The organism is Streptomyces sp. NBC_00461 (genome assembly GCF_036013935.1).
Lineage (GTDB): Bacteria > Actinomycetota > Actinomycetes > Streptomycetales > Streptomycetaceae > Streptomyces.
Map to the genome: position 1 here is coordinate 4,579,111 of NZ_CP107902.1, position 22,673 is coordinate 4,601,783.

The 22,673-nt window shown below is 69.9% G+C and carries 20 protein-coding genes and 3 pseudogenes; 9 read left to right on the forward strand and 14 right to left on the reverse strand.

Features of this window, described 5'->3' with window-relative positions; translation table 11 throughout:
• The first annotated feature begins 422 nt into the window (after window positions 1–422).
• A complete protein-coding gene (locus tag OG870_RS21370; RefSeq protein ID WP_266516839.1) occupies window positions 423–1,094 on the forward strand; it encodes a DUF461 domain-containing protein in 672 nt (223 codons plus the stop codon).
• A gap of 86 nt (window positions 1,095–1,180) precedes the next feature.
• Here OG870_RS21370 and OG870_RS21375 read toward each other — a convergent pair whose 3' ends face one another.
• Both OG870_RS21375 and OG870_RS21380 read right to left on the reverse strand, forming a co-directional pair.
• Entirely contained in the window at window positions 1,181–1,861 is a 681-nt protein-coding gene (locus OG870_RS21375; RefSeq protein WP_015659563.1) for a response regulator transcription factor, read from the reverse strand.
• Window positions 1,858–3,123, reverse strand: coding sequence for a sensor histidine kinase (locus OG870_RS21380; RefSeq protein WP_266516841.1), 1,266 nt, complete (start codon window positions 3,121–3,123; stop codon window positions 1,858–1,860). The genes OG870_RS21375 and OG870_RS21380 overlap by 4 nt, the downstream gene beginning before the upstream one ends.
• 245 nt (window positions 3,124–3,368) lie before the next feature.
• Here OG870_RS21380 and phoU point away from each other — a divergent pair, with 245 nt between their 5' ends.
• The 3 genes from phoU to OG870_RS21395 all read left to right on the forward strand — a co-directional run bounded on the left by phoU (window position 3,369) and on the right by OG870_RS21395 (window position 6,460).
• Window positions 3,369–4,070, forward strand: a complete 702-nt coding sequence (gene phoU / locus OG870_RS21385) for a phosphate signaling complex protein PhoU (RefSeq protein ID WP_266516844.1) — start codon at window positions 3,369–3,371, stop codon at window positions 4,068–4,070.
• A 1,080-nt stretch (window positions 4,071–5,150) separates the two neighbouring features.
• On the forward strand, window positions 5,151–5,642 hold the full coding sequence (locus tag OG870_RS21390) for a VOC family protein (RefSeq protein WP_266520402.1): 492 nt from the start codon (window positions 5,151–5,153) through the stop codon (window positions 5,640–5,642).
• A gap of 62 nt (window positions 5,643–5,704) precedes the next feature.
• Window positions 5,705–6,460, forward strand: a complete 756-nt coding sequence (locus OG870_RS21395) for an SDR family oxidoreductase (RefSeq protein WP_266583512.1) — start codon at window positions 5,705–5,707, stop codon at window positions 6,458–6,460.
• Between the two features lie 105 nt (window positions 6,461–6,565).
• Here the strand turns inward: OG870_RS21395 and OG870_RS21400 are convergent, their stop codons facing one another.
• Complete coding sequence (locus OG870_RS21400) at window positions 6,566–7,807, reverse strand: LPXTG cell wall anchor domain-containing protein (protein WP_266924979.1); 1,242 nt, start codon at window positions 7,805–7,807, stop codon at window positions 6,566–6,568.
• A 215-nt stretch (window positions 7,808–8,022) separates the two neighbouring features.
• A complete protein-coding gene (locus OG870_RS21405; protein WP_266516854.1) occupies window positions 8,023–8,784 on the reverse strand; it encodes a phosphoglyceromutase in 762 nt (253 codons plus the stop codon).
• A gap of 188 nt (window positions 8,785–8,972) precedes the next feature.
• On the opposite strand from OG870_RS21405, the gene OG870_RS21410 reads away from it, so the two are divergent.
• Complete coding sequence (locus OG870_RS21410) at window positions 8,973–10,235, forward strand: MDR family MFS transporter (RefSeq protein ID WP_266516856.1); 1,263 nt, start codon at window positions 8,973–8,975, stop codon at window positions 10,233–10,235.
• A 39-nt stretch (window positions 10,236–10,274) separates the two neighbouring features.
• On the opposite strand, the pseudogene OG870_RS48205 reads toward OG870_RS21410, so the two are convergent.
• The 3 genes and pseudogenes from OG870_RS48205 to OG870_RS21420 all read right to left on the reverse strand — a co-directional run.
• A pseudogene (locus OG870_RS48205) lies at window positions 10,275–10,328 on the reverse strand (hypothetical protein); the annotation flags it as partial.
• Between the two features lie 73 nt (window positions 10,329–10,401).
• Window positions 10,402–10,488 (reverse strand): annotated as a pseudogene (locus OG870_RS21415) (transcriptional regulator); the annotation flags it as partial.
• Window positions 10,489–10,594: 106 nt separating this feature from the next.
• Window positions 10,595–11,020, reverse strand: coding sequence for a DUF2000 domain-containing protein (locus tag OG870_RS21420; RefSeq protein ID WP_266516859.1), 426 nt, complete (start codon window positions 11,018–11,020; stop codon window positions 10,595–10,597).
• A 49-nt stretch (window positions 11,021–11,069) separates the two neighbouring features.
• On the opposite strand from OG870_RS21420, the gene OG870_RS21425 reads away from it, so the two are divergent.
• Complete coding sequence (locus tag OG870_RS21425) at window positions 11,070–11,867, forward strand: helix-turn-helix transcriptional regulator (RefSeq protein ID WP_266583508.1); 798 nt, start codon at window positions 11,070–11,072, stop codon at window positions 11,865–11,867.
• A gap of 36 nt (window positions 11,868–11,903) precedes the next feature.
• Here OG870_RS21425 and OG870_RS21430 read toward each other — a convergent pair whose 3' ends face one another.
• From OG870_RS21430 to mshA, 3 genes are all read right to left on the reverse strand, one after another.
• Window positions 11,904–13,616 carry a glycosyl hydrolase family 28-related protein gene (locus tag OG870_RS21430; RefSeq protein WP_266839732.1) on the reverse strand — a complete coding sequence of 571 codons (1,713 nt, stop codon included), beginning with the start codon at window positions 13,614–13,616 and terminating at the stop codon, window positions 11,904–11,906.
• 113 nt (window positions 13,617–13,729) lie between these two features.
• Window positions 13,730–14,230 carry a YbjN domain-containing protein gene (locus tag OG870_RS21435; RefSeq protein ID WP_266516867.1) on the reverse strand — a complete coding sequence of 167 codons (501 nt, stop codon included), beginning with the start codon at window positions 14,228–14,230 and terminating at the stop codon, window positions 13,730–13,732.
• Window positions 14,223–15,560 (reverse strand): D-inositol-3-phosphate glycosyltransferase, encoded by a 1,338-nt coding sequence (gene mshA / locus OG870_RS21440; protein WP_266516869.1) that lies wholly within the window; start codon window positions 15,558–15,560, stop codon window positions 14,223–14,225. The genes OG870_RS21435 and mshA overlap by 8 nt, the downstream gene beginning before the upstream one ends.
• 550 nt (window positions 15,561–16,110) lie before the next feature.
• On the opposite strand from mshA, the gene OG870_RS21445 reads away from it, so the two are divergent.
• The 3 genes from OG870_RS21445 to OG870_RS21455 all read left to right on the forward strand — a co-directional run bounded on the left by OG870_RS21445 (window position 16,111) and on the right by OG870_RS21455 (window position 19,731).
• On the forward strand, window positions 16,111–16,905 hold the full coding sequence (locus OG870_RS21445) for a class I SAM-dependent methyltransferase (RefSeq protein ID WP_266516872.1): 795 nt from the start codon (window positions 16,111–16,113) through the stop codon (window positions 16,903–16,905).
• Window positions 16,906–17,079: 174 nt separating this feature from the next.
• Window positions 17,080–18,147 (forward strand): C40 family peptidase, encoded by a 1,068-nt coding sequence (locus OG870_RS21450; protein WP_266516875.1) that lies wholly within the window; start codon window positions 17,080–17,082, stop codon window positions 18,145–18,147.
• Window positions 18,148–18,426: 279 nt separating this feature from the next.
• Window positions 18,427–19,731, forward strand: a complete 1,305-nt coding sequence (locus OG870_RS21455) for a PP2C family protein-serine/threonine phosphatase (protein ID WP_266516878.1) — start codon at window positions 18,427–18,429, stop codon at window positions 19,729–19,731.
• 124 nt (window positions 19,732–19,855) lie between these two features.
• Here the strand turns inward: OG870_RS21455 and OG870_RS21460 are convergent, their stop codons facing one another.
• The 4 genes and pseudogenes from OG870_RS21460 to OG870_RS21475 form a co-directional block, all read right to left on the reverse strand.
• Window positions 19,856–20,188: a DUF2516 family protein gene (locus OG870_RS21460; protein WP_266520404.1), complete on the reverse strand. Its 333-nt coding sequence runs from the start codon at window positions 20,186–20,188 to the stop codon at window positions 19,856–19,858.
• Window positions 20,189–20,319: 131 nt separating this feature from the next.
• Window positions 20,320–20,994 carry a hypothetical protein gene (locus tag OG870_RS21465; protein WP_266516881.1) on the reverse strand — a complete coding sequence of 225 codons (675 nt, stop codon included), beginning with the start codon at window positions 20,992–20,994 and terminating at the stop codon, window positions 20,320–20,322.
• An 85-nt stretch (window positions 20,995–21,079) separates the two neighbouring features.
• Window positions 21,080–21,769, reverse strand: a complete 690-nt coding sequence (locus OG870_RS21470) for a helix-turn-helix domain-containing protein (protein ID WP_327691286.1) — start codon at window positions 21,767–21,769, stop codon at window positions 21,080–21,082.
• 253 nt (window positions 21,770–22,022) lie between these two features.
• Window positions 22,023–22,611 (reverse strand): annotated as a pseudogene (locus OG870_RS21475) (TetR/AcrR family transcriptional regulator).
• Between the last annotated feature and the right edge of the window lie 62 nt (window positions 22,612–22,673).

Here is a 22,673-nt window from a genome sequence, read left to right on the forward strand (position 1 = left end):
AGGAGAAACGCGTACGTTACACACATCCGGAGGCCCCTCCAAGGGGACGAACATCCACATATGTCTGGTTCCAAGTGTGCGACTTCCGCTACTCCGTTCGGTACCGGGAGTCGCTTCCGCGTCGATTCCGAAATTGATCACAGGTGCCCGTCCACGTGGTCCGTTGTTCCGCGCGGTGATCAATTCCGGGGTCCTCGCGTATTCCTTCACGGAAATTTTGCGCACCGCCGGATGGGGTATGCCGGAGGGGCTTATGTGAATGGCGGACGAGTGTCCCGGCTACCCCTGCCGAGCGATGCCGGGGGCTGAAGGGAGGGTCGGGTGCGGTGACTCGGGAACGGCTCGGTAACCTGAGGCCGCTGACAGACACTTAGGGCGGCTTTCGTGAGTCGCCACGCTCAAGTCAAGGAGTTGCCGCCGCCGTGAGCAGCAGCCTTCGACGCGGGGCCCTCGCCGCCTCCGCCATCGCGTTCTCGATCGCCTCGCTCGCCGGGTGCGGTGCCGGGAGCGACGCCCAGACGCTGGAGGTCAAGCCGGACAACGCGGCGACCAAGGTCGGGAACCTCAAGGTTCAGAACGTCCTCATCATCACCCAGCCCGACCTGCAGTCGACGGGGCCCGCCGCGATCGCCGCGACCCTCTTCAACAACGGTGACAGCGCCCAGACGCTGGACGCGATCACGCTGCCCGGCACGGGCAAGACCGCCGAGCTGAAGCCCGCCAAGGGCAACGGGCCGCTGAGCGTCCCGGCCCACGGCTCGCTCGTGATCGGCGGCAAGGGCAACGCCTCCGCCTCCCTGCCCAGCAGCCGTGAGGCCCTCCAGGACGGCAACGCGCAGCAGATCACCTTCACCTTCAGCGAGACCGGCGCGGTGAGCCTGCGCGCCTTCGTGGTCCCGTCCGACAGCTACTTCAAGAAGTGGGGCCCGAGCGACATCCCGACGGGCGTCCCGGCCACGAGCCCCAAGCCGAGCAACAGCACGTCGGCGACGCCGAGCGGCGCGGCTTCCGGGAACACCCCGAACAGCTCGGCCACCCCGACCGACGCGGTCTCCGCGAGCGTGTCGGCGTCGAAGCCGGCCGCCGGGCACTGAGCAGTCGTCGTACTCAGTCACCGTAGGACGAAGGGCGGGACCTCCCCTGGAGGTCCCGCCCTTCGTCGTAAGGCCTGGTGGTCGGTCTACGGCTCAAATTTGTAGCCGAGGCCTCGGACCGTGACCAGGTACCTGGGCGCGCCCGGGTCCGGCTCGATCTTGGCGCGCAGGCGCTTGACGTGGACGTCGAGGGTCTTGGTGTCGCCGACGTAGTCGGCACCCCAGACCCGGTCGATGAGCTGCATACGGGTCAGCACCCGGCCCGCGTTGCGCAGCAGCATCTCCAGCAGGTCGAACTCCTTGAGGGGGAGGTCGACCTTGGAGCCGGAGACGGTGACCACATGGCGGTCCACGTCCATGCGGACCGGACCGGCCTCCAGGGCGGCCGGGGTGACCTCCTCGGGCTCCCCGCGGCGGCGCAGGACGGCGCGGATACGGGCGACCAGTTCGCGCGAGGAGAACGGCTTGGTGACATAGTCATCGGCTCCTATTTCCAGGCCGACGACCTTGTCGATCTCGCTGTCCTTGGCGGTGACCATGATCACCGGGACGTTGGAGCGGCCGCGCAGCTGGCGGCACACCTCCGTGCCGGGCAGGCCCGGCAGCATCAGGTCGAGGAGGACGAGGTCGGCGCCGTTGCGCTCGAACTCGTCGAGTCCGTCGGGCCCGGTGGTCGCGACAGCGACCTCGAAGCCCTCTTTGCGGAGCATGTAGGACAGGGCGTCGGAGAAGGACTCCTCGTCCTCGACGACGAGCACACGGGTCACGGAAGGACCTCCGGGGCGGGAAGCGGTTCGTACGGGGATGACTGGGGGGTGCTCAGGCCGGCCTCGTCGTCGAGATCGTCCAGGTCGGGGTGTTCGTGCGCGCGGTCGCGGGCAACCCCCGCCTCCGGCAACCTCAGGGTGAACGTGGAGCCCTGACCCTCGGAGCTCCACACCGTGACCTCCCCGCCGTGCGAGGCGGCCACGTGTTTGACGATCGCGAGCCCCAGGCCCGTGCCGCCGGTGGCACGGGAGCGAGCGGGGTCGACGCGATAGAAGCGCTCGAACACGCGCTCCCTGTCCTTCTCGGAGATGCCGATGCCCTGGTCGGTGACGGCGACCTCGATGTGGTCCCCGCCGGGCGCGGTCACCCGGCGGGCGGCTATGCCTACGCGGGTGCGTGCCGGGCTGTAGTTCACGGCGTTCTCGACAAGGTTTCCGAGGGCGGCGGCCAGCTGGCCCCTGTTCCCCCAGACGTGCAGGTCGGCGGTGCCGCCTGCGGCCATGGTGATCTGTTTGGTGCCGGCCTGGTGCCGGCAGCGGTCGATGGCCTCGGCGACCAGTTCGTCCACGCGGACCGGTTCGGCGTCCTCAAGGGGATCGTCGTTCTGGACCCGGGAGAGGTCGATCAGTTCCTGCACCAGGTTGGTGAGCCGCGTGGCCTCGATCTGCATACGGCCGGCGAAGCGCTCGACCGCCTCCGGGTCGTCCGAGGCGTCCATGACGGCCTCGGACAGGAGGGAGAGCGCGCCGACGGGTGTCTTCAGCTCGTGGCTCACGTTCGCGACGAAGTCGCGCCGTACCGCTTCGATACGGCGGGCCTCGGTGAGGTCCTCCACCAGCAGGAGCACCAGCCGGGAGCCGAGCGGGGCGACGCGCGCGGAGACGGCGAGTGCATCGCCCCGCCCTGTCCCCCGCCGCGGCAGATCCAGCTCGACCTGCCGTATCTCCCCGTCCCGCCGTGTGTCCCTGGCCATCTTCAGCATCGGCTCCACGGAGAGCCGGCCGCCGCGGACCAGGCCGAGGGCGTACGCCGCCGAGCTGGCCTTGACGACCGCGTCGGCCTCGTCGAGGACGACGGCCGACGAACGGAGCACGGAAAGGACGGTGTCCACGCCCGGCGGAAGCACCGGGTCGGTGTGGAGAGAGGTGCGGGTGGGGCGCTTCTGCTCCCGCTCGCTCCAGCGGAACGCCAGCACGGCGATGACACCGGTGAGCACCCCGGCGATCGCTGCTGCTGCGGCGACCGCCGCGTTCACGTTCATGCATCCAGGTTAGGCATGCGATACGACATCCCCACAGCCGTCGAGGTGCGACCTCGAACACTCGTCGCCCAGAGTTCACCTTGGAGCCAGTGATGGTTCATTTGGGGTGACGGAAACCGACGCGTTCCGGCCGGATCGTGGGAGCGTGGGGTGCGGAGCGTCGGTTTTGGACGGCCGGTGTCGGCCGACGGACGCGCGGGCCCCTGCCCGGCAGCCCCGAAGAACACGTAAGAGAGGGACCCCTGATGCGGGACGCGTACCACGAGGAACTGGACTCGATCGGCGACAGTCTGGTCGAAATGGCCCGGCTGGTCGGGTCGGCGATCGGGCGCGCCACGACCGCCATCCTCGACTCCGACCTCAAGCTGGCCGAGACCGTCATCGAGGGCGACCAGAAGGTCGACGACCTCCAGCACGACCTGGAGGCCCGGGCCATAGCCCTGCTGGCCCGCCAGCAGCCGGTGGCCACGGATCTCCGTATCGTCGTCACCTCGCTCCGTATGTCGGCCGACCTGGAGCGTTCGGGTGACCTGGCGCAGCACGTCGCGAAGCTCGCCCGCCTCCGCTTCCCGGAGAAGGCGATCCCGCACGACCTGCACGCGACGATCCTGGAGATGGGCCAGCTCGCGCAGCGCCTGATGGCGAAGGCGGCCGAGGTGATCATCACGAAGGACGTCGATCTGGCGATGCAGTTGGAGCAGGACGACGACGAGATGGACCTGCTGCACCGCACCCTCTTCCAGCACCTGCTGGACGACCGCTGGAAGCACGGCATCGAGACGGCGGTGGACGTCACCCTCCTCGGCCGCTACTACGAGCGGTACGCCGACCACGCGGTGGCGGTCGCCAAGCGCGTGGTGTTCCTGGTGACCGGTGAGCACGCGGACGAACTGCAGCCCGACATCCAGCCGGAGATCCAGGCGGTGGCCGGGGGCGAGGGAGCGTAGTCCGGCGGGTGGCGGGGGCGCGGGCCCGAAGGGCGGGGCGTGCGGGCGCCACTGTGCGCCGTTGATGCGCCCAATGGAACGGGCATGCAATGGGCACAGGCACCAGCCTGCCTCTAGGCCTCCAGGAGGACCCATGGCCGAAGCCCCCACCACGCCCGACCCGACGCAGGAGCGCGAGACGGAGCAACCCGCCGACATCAAGAGCCTCCCGCTCTTCGGCGCGTGCGGCTGCGGCTCGGGCTGCGGCTGCGGGTGCCAGTCGGGTAACCCCTGCCAGTGCGGTTGACCGCGTAGGACGCCGGTCCCGTACGGCGATCTTGTACTACCCAGCAGTGCGGTGAATGGCGAAGGGCTCCGGTGCACACACCGGGGCCCTTCGTCGCGCGTGGGCCGCCGTGGGCGGGGCGCCACCCAGTGCGCTCAAGGAGTTGCATTCTCCTCGTCGGCGGCCGGGCGCGTCTTGGTCCATCCCACCGAGAGGGCCCAGGATCCGCTTGTCCTGCTGGTCACCGATACGGCGACGTTCTTGTGGCTGCGTCCGAAAGTTGGGGTGGCCTGTGCGTGTCCGCGGTCAGGGTCGCGGTCGCGGAAGAAGTGGCGGAGGGTGCGGCGGACGAGGCGGTCTCGACCGGCGTACCGCTCGCGGTTGACCGGTGTCCCGTTGGCGTCGTACCGGTGCATCCCGTCAACGCCAGGAGGGCAACCGGAATGGCCAAGGCCACCCCTGTCCGGTACCAGGCGTGACGTCCCGGACGTCGCGGAGCCAGGTGCACTTGTTCCCCCTTGTCACCCGTGAGTGGAAACGGATGGTCAGACCGTTGATCACGAATCCTAGGAGGCGGGTACGGGGGTCGGGCAGGCGAGGTCTGCCTCTGTCGTCATCCCGGTTGCGGTCGCCGGTCTTGAAGCAGCCCACACTGGCTTGCGGGTGCCGGTGGGGGCGGTTCTCATTGTGTGGGGCGTGTCGTCAGTCCCGGGGAGCCGTGTCGGCGGCTACGGAGCACCTCCTGCAGGGCCTGGGAAGCGTGAGTTGTGGGCCGTCAACCGTGCCACCGACCGCTGGAGGCGGAGATGGGCAGCATGGAAGCGACACCCGCCGGGAGCACCGGAACGCCTCCGGTGCAAGCCGGTGAGCTGCGACTCGAAGTCGTGACGTTGCCGGTCTCGGATGTTGACCGGGCCATGCGGTTCTACGGATCGCTCGGCTGGCGGCTGGATGCCGACCTGGCCGTCGAAGAGGGCTACCGCGTGGTGCAGTTCACCCCGCCGGGTTCTCTGTGCTCGATCATCTTCGGCGAGGGCGTGACCTCGGCCCCGCCCGGCTCCGCGCAGGGCCTGCAGCTCTCCGTGTACGACATCGGCGCGGCCCGGGCGGATCTCGTCGAGCGCGCGGTGGACGTGAGCGAGGTGTTCCACGACGTCACGGGCGTCTTCCGCCGCGCCGGGACCCGGGGACGCGTGGCCGGACCCGCTCCCGAGCACGCGGACTACGGTTCCTTCGTGTCGTTCGGTGACCCGGACGGCAACGGCTGGTTGCTCCAGGAGATCAAGACCCGCCTGCCCGGCCGCTGACAAGGACAGGCCGACGGCGCCCGCGTGGCCACCCGGCCCCCGGCCACCCGGGGCGGGATGTAGTGAAGGAGTCTGCGGTGACAATCCCAGCGCGCAAGCCCGAACTGCTCGGCCAGACCGTCGTTGTCATCGGCGGTAGCGCCGGCATCGGGCTGGAGACAGCCAGGCGTGCCCAGACCGAGGGTGCCGAGCTCGTCCTCGTCGGCCGCGATCCCGGCCGGCTGGAGCGCGCGGCCAAAGAGCTCGGCACGCAGCGCACCGCGGCGTTCGACGCAACCGATCCCGCGGCCTTGGCGGGGTTCTTCCAGGATCTGCCGGCCCCGATCGACCACGTGATGGTGACGGCCGGCGGCCCGAGCTACGGGCCGCTGCTCGACATGAGCGCCGCACAGCTACGCGACGCGATCAGTGATCACGCAGTGCTGGAGCTCGAGGTCGCGCGCAACGCAGTCGGCCGGGTGAGGCCCGGAGGCAGCCTGGTGTTCATGGGCGGCACCGGCGCACGACGCGTCGCCCGAGGTCTCGGGGTTGCCTCCGCCGCCACCAACGCGCTGCCTCCGTTCACCGCAGCCCTCGCACTCGAACTTGCACCGGTACGCGTCAACCTCATCGCGGCCGGCTTCGTCGACACTCCGCTCTCGGCCTCGCTGCTGGGCGACCGGATCGAGGAACGCCGCGCCGAGCTGCGCGCGACACTGCCGATCGGCCGCGTCGTCGGACCCGCGGACGTCGCGGCGCTGGCCGTCCACCTCATGGTCAACACGGCATTGACCGGCGCGACTTACGACATCGACGGCGGCCAGCAGTTCGTCTCATGAGGTGAAGCCGCGTCCCGGGCAGCGGCTGAGGGACGCCCGGGACGCGATCCGCCAGGAGCGGAAGGGAAAGGAAAGGAAAGGAAGGGACGGGACGGGAATGGGCGGTCAGGAGGTCTCCGTACCCGCGCGGCGACGCCGTACGGCGAGGACCAGGAGGGCACCGAGCGTCGCGGCGGCGGCTGCGGCGCCGGCGATCAACGGGGTGCCGTCGGAGCCGGTGCTCGCCAGGTTGCCGGTCGCGGAGCTGTCGGCGGACCCGTATGTGGAGCCGCTCGTCGACGCACCGCTGGTCGAGGAGCCCGAGGTGCCGGTACCGCCCACGGTCTGCCCCTGCGGGTCGTTGCCGCCCGTGTCGGAGCCGCCGTCCCCGGAGCCACCGGTGCTGGAGCCGCCCGAGGTGCTGGGGCCGTCTTCGTTGTCGGTGGGGATGGCGATGTGGATCTGCGCCTTGTCGTTGGCGGGGTTCTTGTCGAAGGCCGGATGGATGTCGTAGACCGAGGTCGCCTTCACCTCGCTGGTGGTGGTCTTGGTGCCCTTCTTGATCTTCAGCATGAAGGTGAAGGTGGCCGTCTCACCGACGTCGAAGGTGTCGTCGGCGGGCCGGCAGACATAGCGGGGCCTGCCCGGCTGCCCCGCGGATCCGGCGGGCCCGTCGATCCCGAACGGCACGCACTCCTTGGGCACTTCGGTGGCGACGGTGCCTGCCGGGATGTTCACCATGAGCGCCGTCAGGTCGTCGCTCTCCTGGTTCTGGATCCAGCCGGGGCCGTCGTTGCGCAGACTCACGTTGATCGACTGACTGCCGCCGGCGAGGGCCTCGGTGTCGTCACCGATGGCGACGAGGTCGGCCGTGCTGTCGGCGGTCAGGGTCTGACGCCGGTAGCTGTCGCCGAACCCCTCGCCCGGGGTCTCGCCGGTCTTTCCTGTGCCGTACTCGACGGCTTCCATCAGCGCCTGCGGCAGCGCCTTGAACCGTACGGGAGTCTCGATGGACGTGCCGGGTTCGATGACCTTGTCGAGTCGGCACAGAGCCTGCCTGACCTGGTTCTCGATGGTCGAGTAGGCGCAGCCCTCGACGGGTTCGGGAAAGTCGAGACCCCTCGTCAGCCGGATCCGGAAGCTGACGCCGTCGGCTGCCGCAGTGCCCTTGTTGGTGATGACGACGTTCTCGTCGTACACCTCACCGGGCTTCGGCGAGGAACTCGGCAGCTCCGAGATCACCAGGTCGGCCCCGGCCTCCTCGGCATACGCCGCGGGAGCCACGACCGCGGGCACGGCGGCGGCGATCGCGGCAGCGGCCACGACGGCGGCCGATGGGCGGATGTGCGAGCGCATGTGCTGGCGCACGGGGGATCTCCTCGTCGGAACAGTGAAGTCGGAACAGGAAGTACGGCGACCGGAATGTTCGTCATCCGGTCATGTACTGGACACCCGAGGTGCGCGGAGGGTTGTGGCCGCGTTCCCGACTTCGCCGCGCCGTTGCTGCCGCCCGCAGTGGGCCAGGCCATGAAAACGCCCCCGCCCTGCACCGTAAGCGCAGGTCGGGGGCATGATCGCAAAGGCTACTTCTTCTTGCCCTGGTTCTTGACCGCCTCGATCGCCGCTGCCGCTGCCTCCGGGTCGAGGTACTTGCCGCCCGGGGTGACCGGGTTGAAGTCGGCGTCCAGTTCGTAGTAGAGCGGGATGCCCGTCGGGATGTTCAGGCCGGCGATGTCGGCGTCCGAGATGCCGTCCAGGTGCTTGACCAGGGCGCGGAGGCTGTTGCCGTGGGCCGCGACGAGGACCGTGCGGCCCGTCAGGAGGTCGGGGACGATGCCGTCGTACCAGTACGGGAGCATGCGGACGACGACGTCCTTCAGGCACTCCGTGCGGGGGCGGAGCTCCGGGGGGATCGTCGCGTAGCGCGGGTCGTCCGACTGGGAGAACTCCGTGCCGTCCTCAAGCGCCGGCGGCGGGGTGTCGTACGAGCGGCGCCACAGCATGAACTGCTCCTCGCCGAACTCCGCGAGGGTCTGCGCCTTGTCCTTGCCCTGGAGGGCGCCGTAGTGCCGCTCGTTCAGGCGCCAGGAGCGGTGGACCGGAATCCAGTGGCGGTCCGCGGATTCGAGGGCCAGCTGGGCCGTGCGGATCGCTCGCTTCTGGAGGGACGTGTGGACCACGTCGGGGAGCAGGCCGGCGTCCTTCAGCAGCTCACCGCCGCGGACCGCCTCCTTCTCGCCCTTCTCGTTCAGGTTGACGTCCACCCAGCCGGTGAACAGGTTCTTCGCGTTCCATTCGCTCTCGCCGTGGCGGAGGAGGATCAGCTTGTACGGTGCGTCGGCCATGGGACAGAGCGTAATCCACGCATTCACCCCCCAGGAGGGGCGCCCATCAGCCGGACAGTTGACGAGATCCGTTAATTGAGTGGCCCGGGGAGACAGACGCTTTGTAAGTTGTGCCTGCACAAGGCGCCGCTTACATGCGCGGCTTACGTGCGCCGCTTACGTGTGCTTCATCTTCGTGGGGGATCCCGATGTCACTCGCCAGCCTGAGACGTGCCACTCGGGAAACCGTCTCGGGGCTCCCCCGCGCGTTCTGGTGGCTGTGGACCAGCACCCTCGTCAACCGGCTCGGGGCTTTCGTCGCCACCTTCATGGCGTTGTACCTGACCATCGACCGCGGGTACTCCGCCTCCTACGCCGGTCTCGTCGCCTCCCTGCACGGGCTCGGCTCGGTCGTCTCCTCGCTGGGTGCCGGCGTGATGACCGACCGGCTCGGCAGGCGGCCCACACTCCTGATCGCCCAGTCGTCCACCGCCGCCTCCGTCGCCCTCCTCGGCTTCATGCACGACCCCGTCGCCATCGCCGCGGTCGCGTTCCTCGTGGGCATGGCGTCCAACGCCTCCCGGCCCGCCGTGCAGGCGATGATGGCCGACATCGTGCGGCCCGAGGACCGGGTACGGGCCTTCTCCCTGAACTACTGGGCCATCAACCTCGGCTTCGCCGTCTCCTCCATGGCCGCCGGGTTCATCGCCGAGTTCAGCTATCTCGCCGGGTTTCTCATCGAGGCCGGTATGACGGCGGCGTGTGCGGTCGTCGTGTTCCTGAAGCTCCCCGAGTCCCGGCCCGCCGTCCCTGGCTTGAAGGGAGCCAAGGACGAGGTCGGGCTCGGCACCGTCGTACGCGACAAGCGCTACATGGCCGTCGTCGGCCTGTCCTTCCTCGTCGCCCTCGTCTTCCAGCAGGGCTCGGTCGGACTACCGGTCGCCATGGGCGAGGCCGGGTTCACTCCCGCCGACTACGGCATGGCCATCGCCGTCAACGGCGTCCTCATCGTGGCGCTGCAAATCCCCGTCACGCGGTTCATCGAGACCCGGGATCCCCGGCGCCTGCTCGTCGTCTCGTCCCTGCTCGCCGGGTACGGCTTCGGGCTCACCGCGTTCGCCGGATCGGTCGGCCTCTTCGCACTCACCGTCTGCGTGTGGACACTGGGCGAGATGGTCAACGCGCCCACGCAGACCGGACTGGTCGTCCGGCTCTCGCCCATGCACGGGCGCGGGCGCTACCAGGGCGTGTACACCCTGTCGTGGTCCCTCGCCGCGCTCATCGCTCCGCTGATGTCCGGCCTTGTCATCGACCGGTTCGGTGCGGAGTGGCTGTGGGGGTTGTGCGCCGTCGTCGGCACGGTGGCGGCCGTGGGGTACGAGGTGTTGATGCGGCGGCTTCCGGCGGCGGAGGAGCCGGCGGCGCGGGTTCCCGCCTCCGCCGATGCCGAGGCTGAGGTCGGTACGGCCTGATACGTCGGCCGGATCCGGGTCAGCCCTCGGACGCGTACGTCACGAACTCCGCCCACGGGTAGTGGCGGTCTCGATGCAGGAGTCGCCGTCGGGGCCGCTGCTGTAGCTGCTCTTGAACCACTCCCGCTCGGACCTTCACCGGCGGTGGACTTGCGGATCATGTGTCTCCGTCAGAACGCCCGACGGCTGTGCCGTCCTCGAATTTCAGCAGCTCGATCCTGCCGCTCATGCCCGGGTGGGCCGCGCTGTTCATGCAGAGCGGCAGCCCGTCGGTCGGGATCGTCCAGTCGCCGACGGTGACGTCCTCGCCGTGGACAGGACTGATGACCGTCCTCGGCCCGTACAGAGCGAGGCCCTCGTCAGGGATGCATCCGCGCCCCCTTGATCACCTTGTCCACCGCGTTCTTCGGGCCGTACACCGCCAAGCCCACCAGGTCCAGCTCGCCCGTGCCCACGGCGCGTACCGCCGCCCGGTTGTCGTGGTCGTTGCCCGTGGTGAACAGGTCGGAGGTGAAGAGCGAGCGGGGCAGGGACCGGGAGAGGGTCTTGGTGTGCGCCGCCGTGAGGATCTCCTTCGTGCCCTCGAAGACCAGTACCGGCTGGCGGAACATCGGCAGGTACGGGACGCCGTCCGCATCCTCGTACGGGGCGCCGATCACCTCGGGGACCGTCGAGCCCAGGCCGCTGACCAGGAACGCTGTCACGTTCAGGCGCTGCCAGGGCTCCAGGTCCTCCCGCAGCAGGACGGCGATCTTGGTGTCGAAGCGCATCGGTTCAGTGCTCATGCACTGAGACTGCCGACCGTGGTCCAACCTGGTCTTGTACGTTTTTTGCATGGCCCCGCAGCCGGAAGTGTCCGCCTGGCGCCCGCGTATCCCCGGTGTCGTCGAGGTCTTCCACGCGCACTTCACCGAGTACGCCTACCCGATGCACGTCCATGAGGCGTGGACGCTGCTCATCGTGGACGACGGGGCCGTGCGCTACGACCTCGACCGGCATGAGCACGGAACCCCGCACGACACGGTGTCCCTGCTCCCGCCGCACGTTCCGCACAACGGCTCCCCCGCCACCCCGCACGGCTTCCGCAAGCGCGTCCTCTATCTCGACGGCACCCACATCTCCGACGAGCTGATCGGGGCCGCCGTCGATCAGCCTGATCTCCGTGATCCGGTGCTGCGGCAGCGCGTCGGGCAGCTGCACACCGCTCTCGCGCGCGCCGGGGACGAGTTGGAGGCCGAGAGCAGGCTGACGTTCATCGGGGAGCGGCTGCGCGACCATCTGCGGCCCGCGGTCGCCACCCCTCCCAGGCCCGACCCCGCCCTGGCCCGCCGTCTGCGCGAACTTCTCGACGAGCACGTCGTCGACGGGCTCAGTCTGGAGCAGGCCGCCGGGCTCGTGCACGCCCATCCCGCCCATCTGGTACGGGCGTTCAGCACCGCCTACGGCATCGCGCCGCACCAGTATCTGAACTCCCGCCGCGTCGACCGTGCCCGCCGGCTCCTCCTCGACGGACGGCCGCCGGGAGAGGTGGCGACGACGACGGGTTTCTTCGACCAGTCCCATCTGACGCGCCACTTCCGGAAGTTGGTGGGCGTCACGCCGGGACGGTATGCAAAGACGGTGCGCGGCTGAGCACCGTATTCAAAGAGGGTGACTGAGCCGACGGGGTCACAGCCTCCGTTGCGCGTCGTACAGGTTGCTGGGGCGGATCGTGTTCGTCGTCGGGTACAGCTCCAGGCGTGTGTGCAGGTCGCCGGGGAAGTCCGGTACGTCGATCTGGTCGAACTCCGTGACCTCGTCGACGCCGACCGTCGCGGAGTACGGAGCCAGGCCGTCGAGCTTCACCAGGCCCGCCCTGCCGTTCGTCACGCGGATGTTCCAGTGGGCGAAACGGGCGCCGAAGAGCGGGCCCGCGCTCGCGTCGCCGCCGTGGCGGCCGTTGTTGTCGACGGTGATGTCGGTCCGGACGTTGGCGAAGGGCAGGCCGCGGTGGGAGTCGAAGGTGCCCATCCGCATGTCGCCGCGCGACCAGACGTTGTACGACGACAGTCCCTCGACGTTGATGCCGTGGAGCTGGGTGTCCGCGGGGGCCGGGACCGTGCGCTGCTCGATCGTGAAGTCCTCGATGAGGTTGTCGTGCGAGCCCTCGCGGCAGAAGTAGGGGTGGTGCTCGCCGCGGCCGCCGACCCGGGTGCGGCGCAGGGTGCAGGAGGACGCGGCGACCAGCCCGAAGCCGTTGTCCACGTCGCGGACCGTGACGTCGTCCACCCAGCAGTCGTACGCACACTGGAGCACGACCCCGTTGTAGCCCTTGTCGAGAAGGTGCGGGGACTGCGGTGTCGGAATCATCCGGAGGGTGAGGCCCTCCACGGCGGATCCCGTCAACTCCCGGATGTGAGTGGTGAATTGGGGGGACCATTCGGGGCGCAGGTCCAGGGGGAGCGGGCGCTGAAGTGTGACGGTGCAGCCGCGGACGCGAGCGATGCGTACGGGCCACTCGTAGGGGACGTACGAGAGGAGTTTGGTCTTGTCCTCCCAGTAGTACGCCGCCGGGCCGGGGCCGCCACCCGCCATGTGCTGGAGGAGCGTGTGGGCCGGGTCGTCGGAGAGGCGGAGGAGGACCAGGGTGCCCGGGCGCAGAGGGGCGGGGTTCGCGACCCTCACCGTCCATGAGCCCTGGCGTGCCGGCTCGACGGCCGTCAGGGTCTGCCACTCGTCCCTCCTGTTGCCGGTCCAGCCTTCGAAGGGCCATGCCTGTGCCCTGATGGCGGCGACGAGCGAGTCCCAACGGGCCTTCGGGGCAAGCCAGATGAGGCCGCCGGCCCAGGACCAGGACGACTTGGTGCCGCCGTAGCGGGAGCCGTAGACGCCGATCAGTTCGGTGAGATTCTTCGTGGCGTAGAGCGTGGTGCGGCTGCTTCCGGCTCCGCGCAGCACGACGTTGTCGTGGCCGATGCGGATGACGTCGTCGATGCGGAACGTGCCCGGCGGGACGGTGACCGTGCCACCGCCGGCCCTTCCGGCGGCGGCGATGGCACGGTTGATCGCGGGGGCGGAGTCGGTCCTGCCGTCCGGCACGGCTCCGTAGTCGCGTACGTCGACCTCGGCGGCACCGGGGGACACGGCGGCCGAGGCGGGGCGGCGGGGGAAGTGCGCCGCCCCGCCCCGGTAGCCGGCCCGGCCGACGTACGGGATCTGCGGGTGGGTGAAGGGGGTGCGGGTGAACTCCCGCCAGAGGGTGGGGACTTGACCGCCGGGTGAGGGGGCGGCGAGGGCGGGTGTCCCGGTCGCGGCGGCGGCCGCCACGGCTGTGGCACCGGTCAGGAGACTCCGTCTGGTCATGCCGTGGTGCGCGTTGCCCATGTCCGTACGTCCTTCCATGCGACTCTTCATGGATGTGAACGACGTTCAGATCTGCGTCGGGCGTGAGCATGCCACGGCACCCCCTGGGCGCGGAAGGGGTTATGCAGGGTTGTGCAGGGGTTGCGCGGGGGTTAGTCAGCTGGGCGTTGGGTCAGATGTGTGAACGCGTCCAGGTTTCGCGTCGACTCGCCGCGTGCCACCCGCCACCCGTACTCCTTGCGGATCGCGGACGCGAAACCCAGTTCCAGGAGGGTGTTGAAGCTGCCGTCCGCCGCCTCCAGGACCTGGCCGAGGAGGCGGTCGATCTCGTCGGGGGTGACGGCGGGGAGGGGGAGCTTTCCGGTGAGGTAGACGTCGCCGAGCCGGTCGACCGCGTAACTCACGCCGTACAGCTTGAGGTTGCGCTCCAGGAGCCAGCGGTGGACCCCGGGCTCGTTCTCGTCGGGGTGGCGGATCACGAAGGCGTTGAGCGAGAGGGAGTGGCGGCCGACGAGGAGGGAGACGGTCGTCTTCAGCTTGCGGGTGCCGGGGAGCTGCACGACGTAGTTGCCGCGAGCGGGGCTCTCCCATTCGAGCTCGGCGTCCTTCAGGACGCCCTCGATGATCTGGGCCGCCTTCTCTGCATCAGCCATGGTGGGAGCGTACGCGACGCCGGTACGACTGGATCGCGGCCGTGTAGACGTCCGCCGTCGCGGCGGCCGCGGTGTCCCAGCCGAAGGACTGCGCGTGCCGGGCGGCGGCCTCCCCCATACGGGACGCGAGCGTCGGCTCGTCAGCGAAATCGCTCAGCACGCGCGCGTAGTCGGCGGGATTGTGGCCCCGTACGAGGAAACCGGTGTGTCCGTCGCGCACGGCCACCGGGAGGCCGCCCACCGCCGCCGCGAGCACCGGAGTGCCGGCTGCCTGTGCCTCGATGGCGACCAGGCCGAAGGACTCGCTGTAGGACGGCATGACGAGCACCGAGGCGGCGCGGAACCAGTCCGCGAGCTGGTCCTGGCCGACGGGCGGGCGGAAGCGGACCACGTCCGCGATGCCCAGGCGGGCGGCGAGCTTCTGCAGGCCCTCGGGCTTGGCAAGGCCGCTGCCGCTGGGGCCGCCGACGATCGGGACGACGATGCGGGAGCGCAGGTCGGGGCGCTCGTCGAGGAGGACGGCGATCGCGCGCAGGAGGATGTCCGGGGCCTTCAGGGGCTGGATGCGGCCCGCGAAGAGCGGGACGAGCGCGTCCTGCGGGAGACCCAGGCGGGCGCGGGCTGCCGCGCGGCCGTCCGCGGGGCGGAAGCGGTCGAGGTTGACGCCGGGGTGGACGACGGCGACCTTGCCGGGGTCGGCGGAGTAGTGCCGTACGAGTTCGTCGGCCTCCTCCGCGGTGTTCGCGATGAGGCGGTCGGCCGCCTCGACGATCTGGGTCTCGCCGATGACCCGGGCGGCGGGCTCGGGGGTGTCGCCGTCGGCCAGGTTGGCATTCTTGACCTTGGCCATGGTGTGCATGGCGTGCACCAGGGGGGCGCCCCAGCGCTGGGCGGCGAGCCAGCCGACGTGGCCGGAGAGCCAGTAGTGCGAGTGGACGAGGTCGTAGTAGCCGGGGCGGTGGCCGGCCCAGGCCTGCATCACGCCGTGCGTGAAGGCGCACATCTGCGCCGGGAGCTCCTCCTTGGCGAGGCCCTCGTAAGGGCCCGCGTCCACGTGGCGGACCAGGACGCCGGGGGCGAGTTCGACGGTCGGGGGGAGGGACGCCGTGGTGGCGCGGGTGAAGATCTCCACCTCGATGTTGATCGCGGCGAGGCGTTGGGCGAGTTCCACGATGTAGACGTTCATGCCGCCGGCGTCGCCCGTACCGGGCTGGTGCAGCGGTGAGGTGTGCACGGAGAGCATGGCGACGCGCCGGGGGCGGCGGTGGAGTCGCAGTCGCGGGGGTGCCGGTTGGGAGCGACGCCCGAGCCTGCTGCCGTACTGGCTCACGTGGCGTTCCTCCTTGTGCGGGCATGCCTGGGGGAGGGTGTGGGGCGCCCTCCACGGGGGTGCAACATCGGAGGGGCAGGTTCCCATTCCGGGCGGGGTGAATTTTGCCGAGGCATTACCGGGTATCGCTCAACCGTTCGAGGCCTGGATGCGTGGGGTGCCCGCGGCCGTCTGTGGGGGTGCGCGTTGCGCTTCTTCGTTGCGGTTGACAGTGGGAAGCCTGCGGCGGCCTGTGGGGGTGCGCGTCGCGCTTCTTCGTTGTGGTTGACAGTGGGGTGCCCGCGGCGGTCAGTGGGGGTGCCCGTTGCGCTTCTTCGTTGTGGTTGACAGTGGGATGCCTGCGGCGGCCTGTGGCGGTCTGTAGGGGTGCGCGTTGCGCGTCGGGGTTTGTTGGGGGTCGGGGCCGCGCCGGGGGGTGTCCGTCCTCGGTCGGGCGGTCGCTGTTTCTTGGGGCGGTTGCCGGTGATGGACGCCCGACGCTGCGGGCGGGCACCCCCCGGCACGTCCCCTGCTCGCCGTTGCGCCCGTGCGGCCGCCTAGTCTCGTATTCATGACAGCCCGCGCCTCGCACCGCCCCGTGGGGACAGTCACGCGCGGAACCACCAATCCCAATCGGCTACGGCGTATGGATCGGTGGATCGCCGCCGTGCAGGGGGCTGAGTTGCGGCGGGCGGTCGATCCCGTCGCCGTCGATCTGGGGTACGGGGCGGCGCCCTGGACGGCCGTGGAGTTGCTGGGGCGGCTGCGTGGCGTTGCGCCGGGGGTGCGGGTGGTCGGGGTGGAGATCGAACCGGTGCGGGTCGCGGCCGCCAAGCCGTATGAGCGGGATGGGCTCGTGTTTCTGCACGGTGGGTTCGAGATTCCTGTTGCCGGGCGGCCGGTGCTGGTTCGGGCCGCCAATGTGTTGCGGCAGTACGAGGAGGCCGAGGTCGCCGGTGTGTGGGAGCGGCTGTGTGCGCGCCTCGCCCCGGGTGGGCTGTTGGTCGAGGGGACCTGTGACGAGGTGGGGCGGCGGCATGTGTGGGTCGCGCTTGGGCCGGAAGGGCCGCGGACGGTTACGTTCGCCACTCGGCTCGGCTCCCTGGAACGGCCCTCCGACCTCGCCGAGCGTCTCCCCAAGGCGCTGATCCACCGCAACGTTCCCGGCGAACCGGTGCACGCCTTTCTGCGCGACTTCGACCGCGCCTGGTCCGCCGCCGCGCCCTACGCCTCCTACGGCGCCCGTCAGCGATGGATCCGTGCGGTGCGGGATCTGACGGCCGACTGGCCGGTGACGGACGGGGCCGAGCGGTGGCGGCAGGGTGAAGTGACGGTGGCCTGGGAGGCGTTGGCGCCCCGGAGTTGAGTGCCGGGCGCTGTGTGACCTGCGGGGAACGATCTCCGCGAATTGTTCGTCACACAGGCTGGAGATCGTTGTGGGGGGAAAGGGGAGTCTGACTGCCTCTGTCGTTTTGTGGGGTGGCGTGGCACGATCCGTAAGTTACTGACGGTAAATCAGTTTTGGTTTGGGGGAAGCCGTATGGGCACGGGCAGGCGCGGACTGGTCGCGACGGCAGTGACAGTGGTCTGCGCGGTCACGGTGCTGGCCGCACCGGGCACGGCGTTCGCCAGCCCCGAACCAAGGCCTTCCGCTTCCTCGACTCCCCTGGCGGACACGGGCCTGGAGGCCGTCCGCGAGAAGCTCGACACGCTCTACCACGACGCGGCGGTCGCCACGGACTCGTACAACGCGGCCCAGGAGAAGGCCCAGCAGCAGTCCGCCGCGATCGTCGACCTGGCGGAGAAGATCGTCACGGGCCAGAAGAAGCTGGCCGAGTTGAAGAAGCGGGCCGGTTCCGCGGCCGCCGCCCAGTACCGGAACGGCGGACTGCCGGACGAGGCCCAGCTGCTGCTCAGCAATGATCCGCAGGAGTTCCTCGACGGGGCGGGGCGGGTGCTGCAGGGGCAGCGCGCGACCAAGGGCCTGATCGCGGAAATGACCCGCACCCAGCAGGACTTGGAGCAGTACGCCGCGGACGCCTCCACCCAGTGGAAGAAGCTGGAGGCGAACCGCAAGGCGAAGGACTCCGCCCGCAAGAAGATCAAGAAGCAGATCGCGGCCGCCGAGAAGCTTGAGAACCGGCTGAAGAAGGTCGAGAAGGAGCGGCTCGCCAAGCTGGAGCAGGAGGCCGCCCTCAAGGCGCAGACCACCTGGCTCGACTCCGGGATTCTGGATGAAATCAGCGGCAAGGCGTCCGCGCAGGGCAAGAAGGCGGTCGGCTTCGCCACGGCCCAGATCGGAAAGCCGTACGAATGGGGCGCCGAGGGCCCGGACACGTACGACTGCTCGGGGCTGACCTCACAGGCCTGGGCCGACGCCGGCCACGCCATTCCACGTACCTCGCAGGAGCAGTGGAAGCAGCTGAAGCACATCGACATCAAGGACATGCGGCCCGGCGACCTGATCATCTATTTCGACGACGCCAGCCATGTCGGGATGTACCTCGGCGACGGCGCGATCGTGCACGCCCCGCGCCCCGGACGGACGGTGACGATCACGGGCGCGGGATCGATGCCGATCCTCGGAGTGGTGCGACCGGACGCGTAGAAAAGGGTGGTTCGGGCGGATGTGTGAGAGGCCTGTCACGTGACCCACGGCACGTGGAACTCCCCGGCAAACGCAGGGCGGACGTGACGTTCGTCATTCCTGCCTCAGGCCCCTCCTGTCCAACTGCGGTACGGATCGCGGCATATGACGCTGGCGCCTCTCCAAGCAGCGTGTCTCACGCCATTCCTTTACGGCACCGCCACCCGCTATGGTCCCCGTCGGTGGATCGAGATCTCTCGCCCCACCGTGCCCTCGGGGGGAGGGAAGGAACTCAAGACGATGCCCGTACCCATACCGCGGCAGCGAGCGATCCCGGCCGTGGAGAGTGGTCAGGCGCAAGCCGCGCAACGAGGCGGCCCCTCAACGGACCAGACCCCGCACAAGGAAGCCACGGTCGACAACCACGCCGCCACCACCAACCTGACGCTGCTGCTGATCGAGGACGATCCCGGCGGCGCCACGGTCATACCCGAACTGCAGGACTCGGCCGGCCGGCCGATCCGCGTCCGTACGGCCCGCAACCTCACCGAGGCCGCGCGGCTGCTGACCGACGACGTCCACTGCATCCTGCTGGACCTCGCGCTGCCGGCCCCGGGGCGCGGCGGTGACGACGAGGAGCTCGCCGTGCTGCGGCATGTGCTGGAGCTCGCGCCCCGGCACGCCGTCCTCGCGCTCACCGCGTCCGGTGACGCCGAACGCGGCGCCGAAGCGGTGCGCGTCGGCGCCCAGGACTACCTTTTCCGGGATGAACTGGACGGCCGGCTGCTGAGCCGGGCGATCCGCTACGCCGTCGAGAGGAAACGTTCCGACACGGCCGAGCGACGGCTGGCCGAGGGGCGGGTTCGCGCGCAGGAGAACCGCCGCCTGGAGCGGGGGCTGCTGCCCACGCCGCTGCTGGAGGGGTCGTCGCTGCGGTTCGCCGCGCGGTATCGGCCGGGGCGGTCCCGGGCGCTGCTCGGCGGTGACTTCTACGACGTCGTCCGCACCCCGGACGGCACCGTGCACGCCATGATCGGTGACGTCTGCGGGCACGGCCCGGACGAGGCGGCGCTCGGCGTGGAGCTGCGCATCGCCTGGCGGGCCCTGACGCTGGCGGGCCTGTGCGGCGACGAGCTGTTGGGCACCCTGCAGCAGGTACTGGAGCACGAACGGTCCGACGAGGAGATCTTCGCGACCCTGTGCACGGTGGACATCTCCCCGGACGGCCGCCGCGCCGGGCTGTGCCTGGCCGGGCACCCGTCCCCGCTGATCGCCCGCCCGGGCCGGACGGCCCAGCTGCTGCCGTACGACAACAACGGGCCCGCCCTCGGGCTGCTGCCGGGCGCCCGCTGGCCGCGGATGCAGGTGGAGCTGGGCCGGGAGTGGAGCCTGATGCTCTACACCGACGGGCTGATCGAGGGCCGGATCGGTGAGGGGCTGGAGCGGCTCGGTCAGGACGGCATGGTGGAGATGGTGCGGCGGCAGCTGGCCGCCGGCCTGCGGGGCGAGGAGCTGCTGCGGGCCGCTGTGAACGAGGTGCGTGAGCTCAATGGGGGCGAGCTGACGGATGACGTCGCGGTGTTGCTGCTGGACCGCGGGGTCTGAGCGAGTGGACTGAGAGGGAGTCTGGGGTGGGGAGTCTGAGGTGGGGAGTCTGAGGGGCTGAGCGGGGACTCGCGCCTTCGGGGCCCTTCGGGCGCCTCGGGGTCTTTCGGGCTCCCCGCGGGGATCAGCGTCCGCCGTTGTACGGGCCGTATGGGCCGTCGCTGCTCGAACCACGGCGGCTTCTGCCGCCGCCCGGGAGGCCTCGTAGGGCCGGGCGCACGTCGACCATGTAGACGATGGTGGCGACGAGGCCGATGACCGGCAGGAACGACAGGATGTTGAAGATCAGGTTCACCACGAAGGCGAGCCCCAGGATGATCAGCCAGAAGGGCTTGGTCTTCTTGTCGGCCGCGCGGTAGGCGTCCTCACGACGCGTGGCGGCGTCGATCAGCGCGAAGCCGCTGAAAAGGATCAGGGCCATGCTCAGCAGCCACATGAACCCTGCGAACCCCTGCATCAGCACTACGTCCACCACCCGACTCGGCTTGTTCCTACGCGGTCACCGTACCCGTTACAACAAGTCGGCTACACGGAGAACGGGCCGGGCACCGTAGTAGTGCCCGACCCGTTACCGATCACCCGTCCGTGTTACTTCGCGGGCGGCGTCGTCTTCTTGGCGGTGGTGGTCTTGCGAGGAGCCGGCGCCTTCTTGACGGCGGCGGGCTTCTTCGCCTGAGCGGGCTCGGCCTTGGCCTCGGCGGGCTTGGCCTCCTCCTTGACCTCGACGGGCTCGGCCTTGGGCTCGACGGCGACGGCGAGCTCCTCGATCTCCTCGGCGGCCTCGCCGCGCCAGGTCTTCACGGCCTGCTCACCGTGCTCGGCGACCTTCTCGTAGGTCTCGCGGGCCTTGACGGCGTACTCGGCGGCCACGCCGACACCGCGCAGCGCGAAGTCCTGGGCCGACTCACCGAACTTCTTCAGGTCGGCGTCGATCGTGGAGCCGAGCTTCTTGATGTCACCGTCGATGGTCGCGAGGAACTCGGTGACCTTGGTCTGGAGGGACTCCTGCGTCTCCTTGACGCGGGCCTGCGCCACCTTGGCACGGGCCTGCGCCTCCTTCGCACGAGCCTGGGCCTTCTCCTGGACGGCCTTCGGGTCGGTGCTGCGGACGGCCTCGAAACGGGCCGGGGCCTCGGCGCGCAGCTGCTCCACGATGCCGGGCACCTTCTTGGCCTGCTGAAGGGCCAGGTCGGCGGTGCCGGCGGCGAAGTAGAGCGGCGTCGGGTCGCTGAGGGTCTTGCGGAGGTCGTCGGTGATGGCCATGGTGATGGTCCTCCCGGGTCGCTGTCAGCTGAGGGTTTTGGTTCCCGCGGTCGGTCGGTCGGCCGAGTGCACGTACTGCTCCTGGTCAGCCGGCCGTCTGCTGCGGGTCGTTCGGGTCGTGCGGTGCGGCATCGCTGCCGTCGGACGTGCGGGTGCGGCGCGCGGCGGACTTGCGTCCACCGGCCGTGCGGGTCTTGCGGGTTCGGCGCTCGCCGGTCTGCTCACCGGCACCCGTGGGGGCGCGGCGTATGGCGGTGTCGTCGCCGTCGACGTCATCGGGGTCATTGACGCCATCGACGTCCTGGGCCTCGGTCGTGGCGGCCCGAGTCGCAGCCGTCCGAGTCGTACCCGGGCTGGGCTCGGTGGTCAGGACCACCTCGCCGGCCTCCGGGGCCAGGTCCGTCGCCTCGTCCGCCGTGCCGATCCCGAACCCGTTCTCCTTGCGGAAGGACTCGTAGATCTGGAGCAGCACCTGCTTCTGCCGCTCGTTCAGCGTGGGATCGGCGAGGATGACGGCGCGCGTCTCCACCTCGTCCCGGTCCCGCTCGGCGTCGAGGATGCCGGCGCGCACGTACAGCGTCTCGGCGGAGATCCGCAGCGCCTTGGCGACCTGCTGCAGCACCTCCGCGCTGGGCTTGCGCAGCCCGCGCTCGATCTGGCTCAGATACGGATTCGACACCCCGGCGGCATCAGCGAGCTGCCTGAGCGACAGCTGCGCGGTGCGCCGCTGCTCGCGCAGATACTCGCCAAGATTGCCGACGTTGAGCGATGCCATGCCCCCACCTTGCACCACCCTCGCTAACTATTGCAAGCACCTGCTTGCAAAAGTGCGCCACGCCACTCGGACGGGTGCGTGTGACTGGGCGGGATAGGTGTCACCTGGGCGCGGTACCTGTCACCAGTGACCGGCAGCCAGGTCGCGCGCGGGGTGCTTCGCGTCATGCCGTGGTGGGTTCTGGCGGGCAGCAGCGCCTGTGCGCCGCCTTCGATGGGGCAGCCAGGTCCGTCACATGCGGCGAAGAGCAGGGCTACCGCACAGGTCCGACTTTCAGCAGCGCGAGGGCGTTGTGAACGCCTTGGTCGAGGACGTCGTCAGCCAGCCTGGGGTCGGCCAGGGCGCGGGAGAGTTGGAGCGTCCCGAGCATCATGGCGAACACGCTGAGCGCCTGCGGGGCGGGCCGAGGGCGGGTTGTCGGGTGCCAAGCGGGCGGCGATGTCGTCGATGACGGCCAGTAGGCCCTCGGTGAACGCCTGCTTGGTCGCGTCCGCGCATCGTCCGATCTCGTCGAGCAGGGCGGCGGTCGGGCAGCCGTTCTCGGGATCGTCGCGGTGCTCGGCAGACAGGTACGCGCGGACGAACTGTTCGAGCCCGGCGCGGCCGGGCGCCAGCGCCCCAAGGTTCGCGTTCTGCGCGCCCAGCTGGTCGGCGACGGCGTTCGCAACGAGGTCCTCCTTGGAGGCGAAGTGGGCATAGAAGGCCCCGTTGGTCAGCCCCGCGTCCGCCATGAGCATTGAGACCCCGGAGCCATCGATGCCGTCCTTCTTGAACCGGCGGCCGGCCGCCTCGATGATCCGCTGCCGCGTCGCCTGCTTCTGGTCTTTCGCGTAGCGCGCCACGCGATCCTCCTCCTCGCTCCGGCCGAGAGGCCGCTTGCCGCTCGCCCGCTCCTGTCCTAGAG

Coding starts and splice junctions, on each gene's coding strand:
- OG870_RS21380 (WP_266516841.1), bottom strand. CDS start 3,123: ATGAACGTGAACGCGGCGGTCGCCGCAGCAGCAGCGATCGCCGGGGTG.
- phoU (WP_266516844.1), top strand. CDS start 3,369: ATGCGGGACGCGTACCACGAGGAACTGGACTCGATCGGCGACAGTCTG.
- OG870_RS21390 (WP_266520402.1), top strand. CDS start 5,151: ATGGAAGCGACACCCGCCGGGAGCACCGGAACGCCTCCGGTGCAAGCC.
- OG870_RS21405 (WP_266516854.1), bottom strand. CDS start 8,784: ATGGCCGACGCACCGTACAAGCTGATCCTCCTCCGCCACGGCGAGAGC.
- OG870_RS21410 (WP_266516856.1), top strand. CDS start 8,973: ATGTCACTCGCCAGCCTGAGACGTGCCACTCGGGAAACCGTCTCGGGG.
- OG870_RS21420 (WP_266516859.1), bottom strand. CDS start 11,020: ATGAGCACTGAACCGATGCGCTTCGACACCAAGATCGCCGTCCTGCTG.
- OG870_RS21425 (WP_266583508.1), top strand. CDS start 11,070: ATGGCCCCGCAGCCGGAAGTGTCCGCCTGGCGCCCGCGTATCCCCGGT.
- OG870_RS21430 (WP_266839732.1), bottom strand. CDS start 13,616: ATGGAAGGACGTACGGACATGGGCAACGCGCACCACGGCATGACCAGA.
- OG870_RS21435 (WP_266516867.1), bottom strand. CDS start 14,230: ATGGCTGATGCAGAGAAGGCGGCCCAGATCATCGAGGGCGTCCTGAAG.
- OG870_RS21445 (WP_266516872.1), top strand. CDS start 16,111: ATGACAGCCCGCGCCTCGCACCGCCCCGTGGGGACAGTCACGCGCGGA.
- OG870_RS21450 (WP_266516875.1), top strand. CDS start 17,080: ATGGGCACGGGCAGGCGCGGACTGGTCGCGACGGCAGTGACAGTGGTC.
- OG870_RS21455 (WP_266516878.1), top strand. CDS start 18,427: ATGCCCGTACCCATACCGCGGCAGCGAGCGATCCCGGCCGTGGAGAGT.
- OG870_RS21460 (WP_266520404.1), bottom strand. CDS start 20,188: ATGCAGGGGTTCGCAGGGTTCATGTGGCTGCTGAGCATGGCCCTGATC.
- OG870_RS21465 (WP_266516881.1), bottom strand. CDS start 20,994: ATGGCCATCACCGACGACCTCCGCAAGACCCTCAGCGACCCGACGCCG.
- OG870_RS21470 (WP_327691286.1), bottom strand. CDS start 21,769: ATGGCATCGCTCAACGTCGGCAATCTTGGCGAGTATCTGCGCGAGCAG.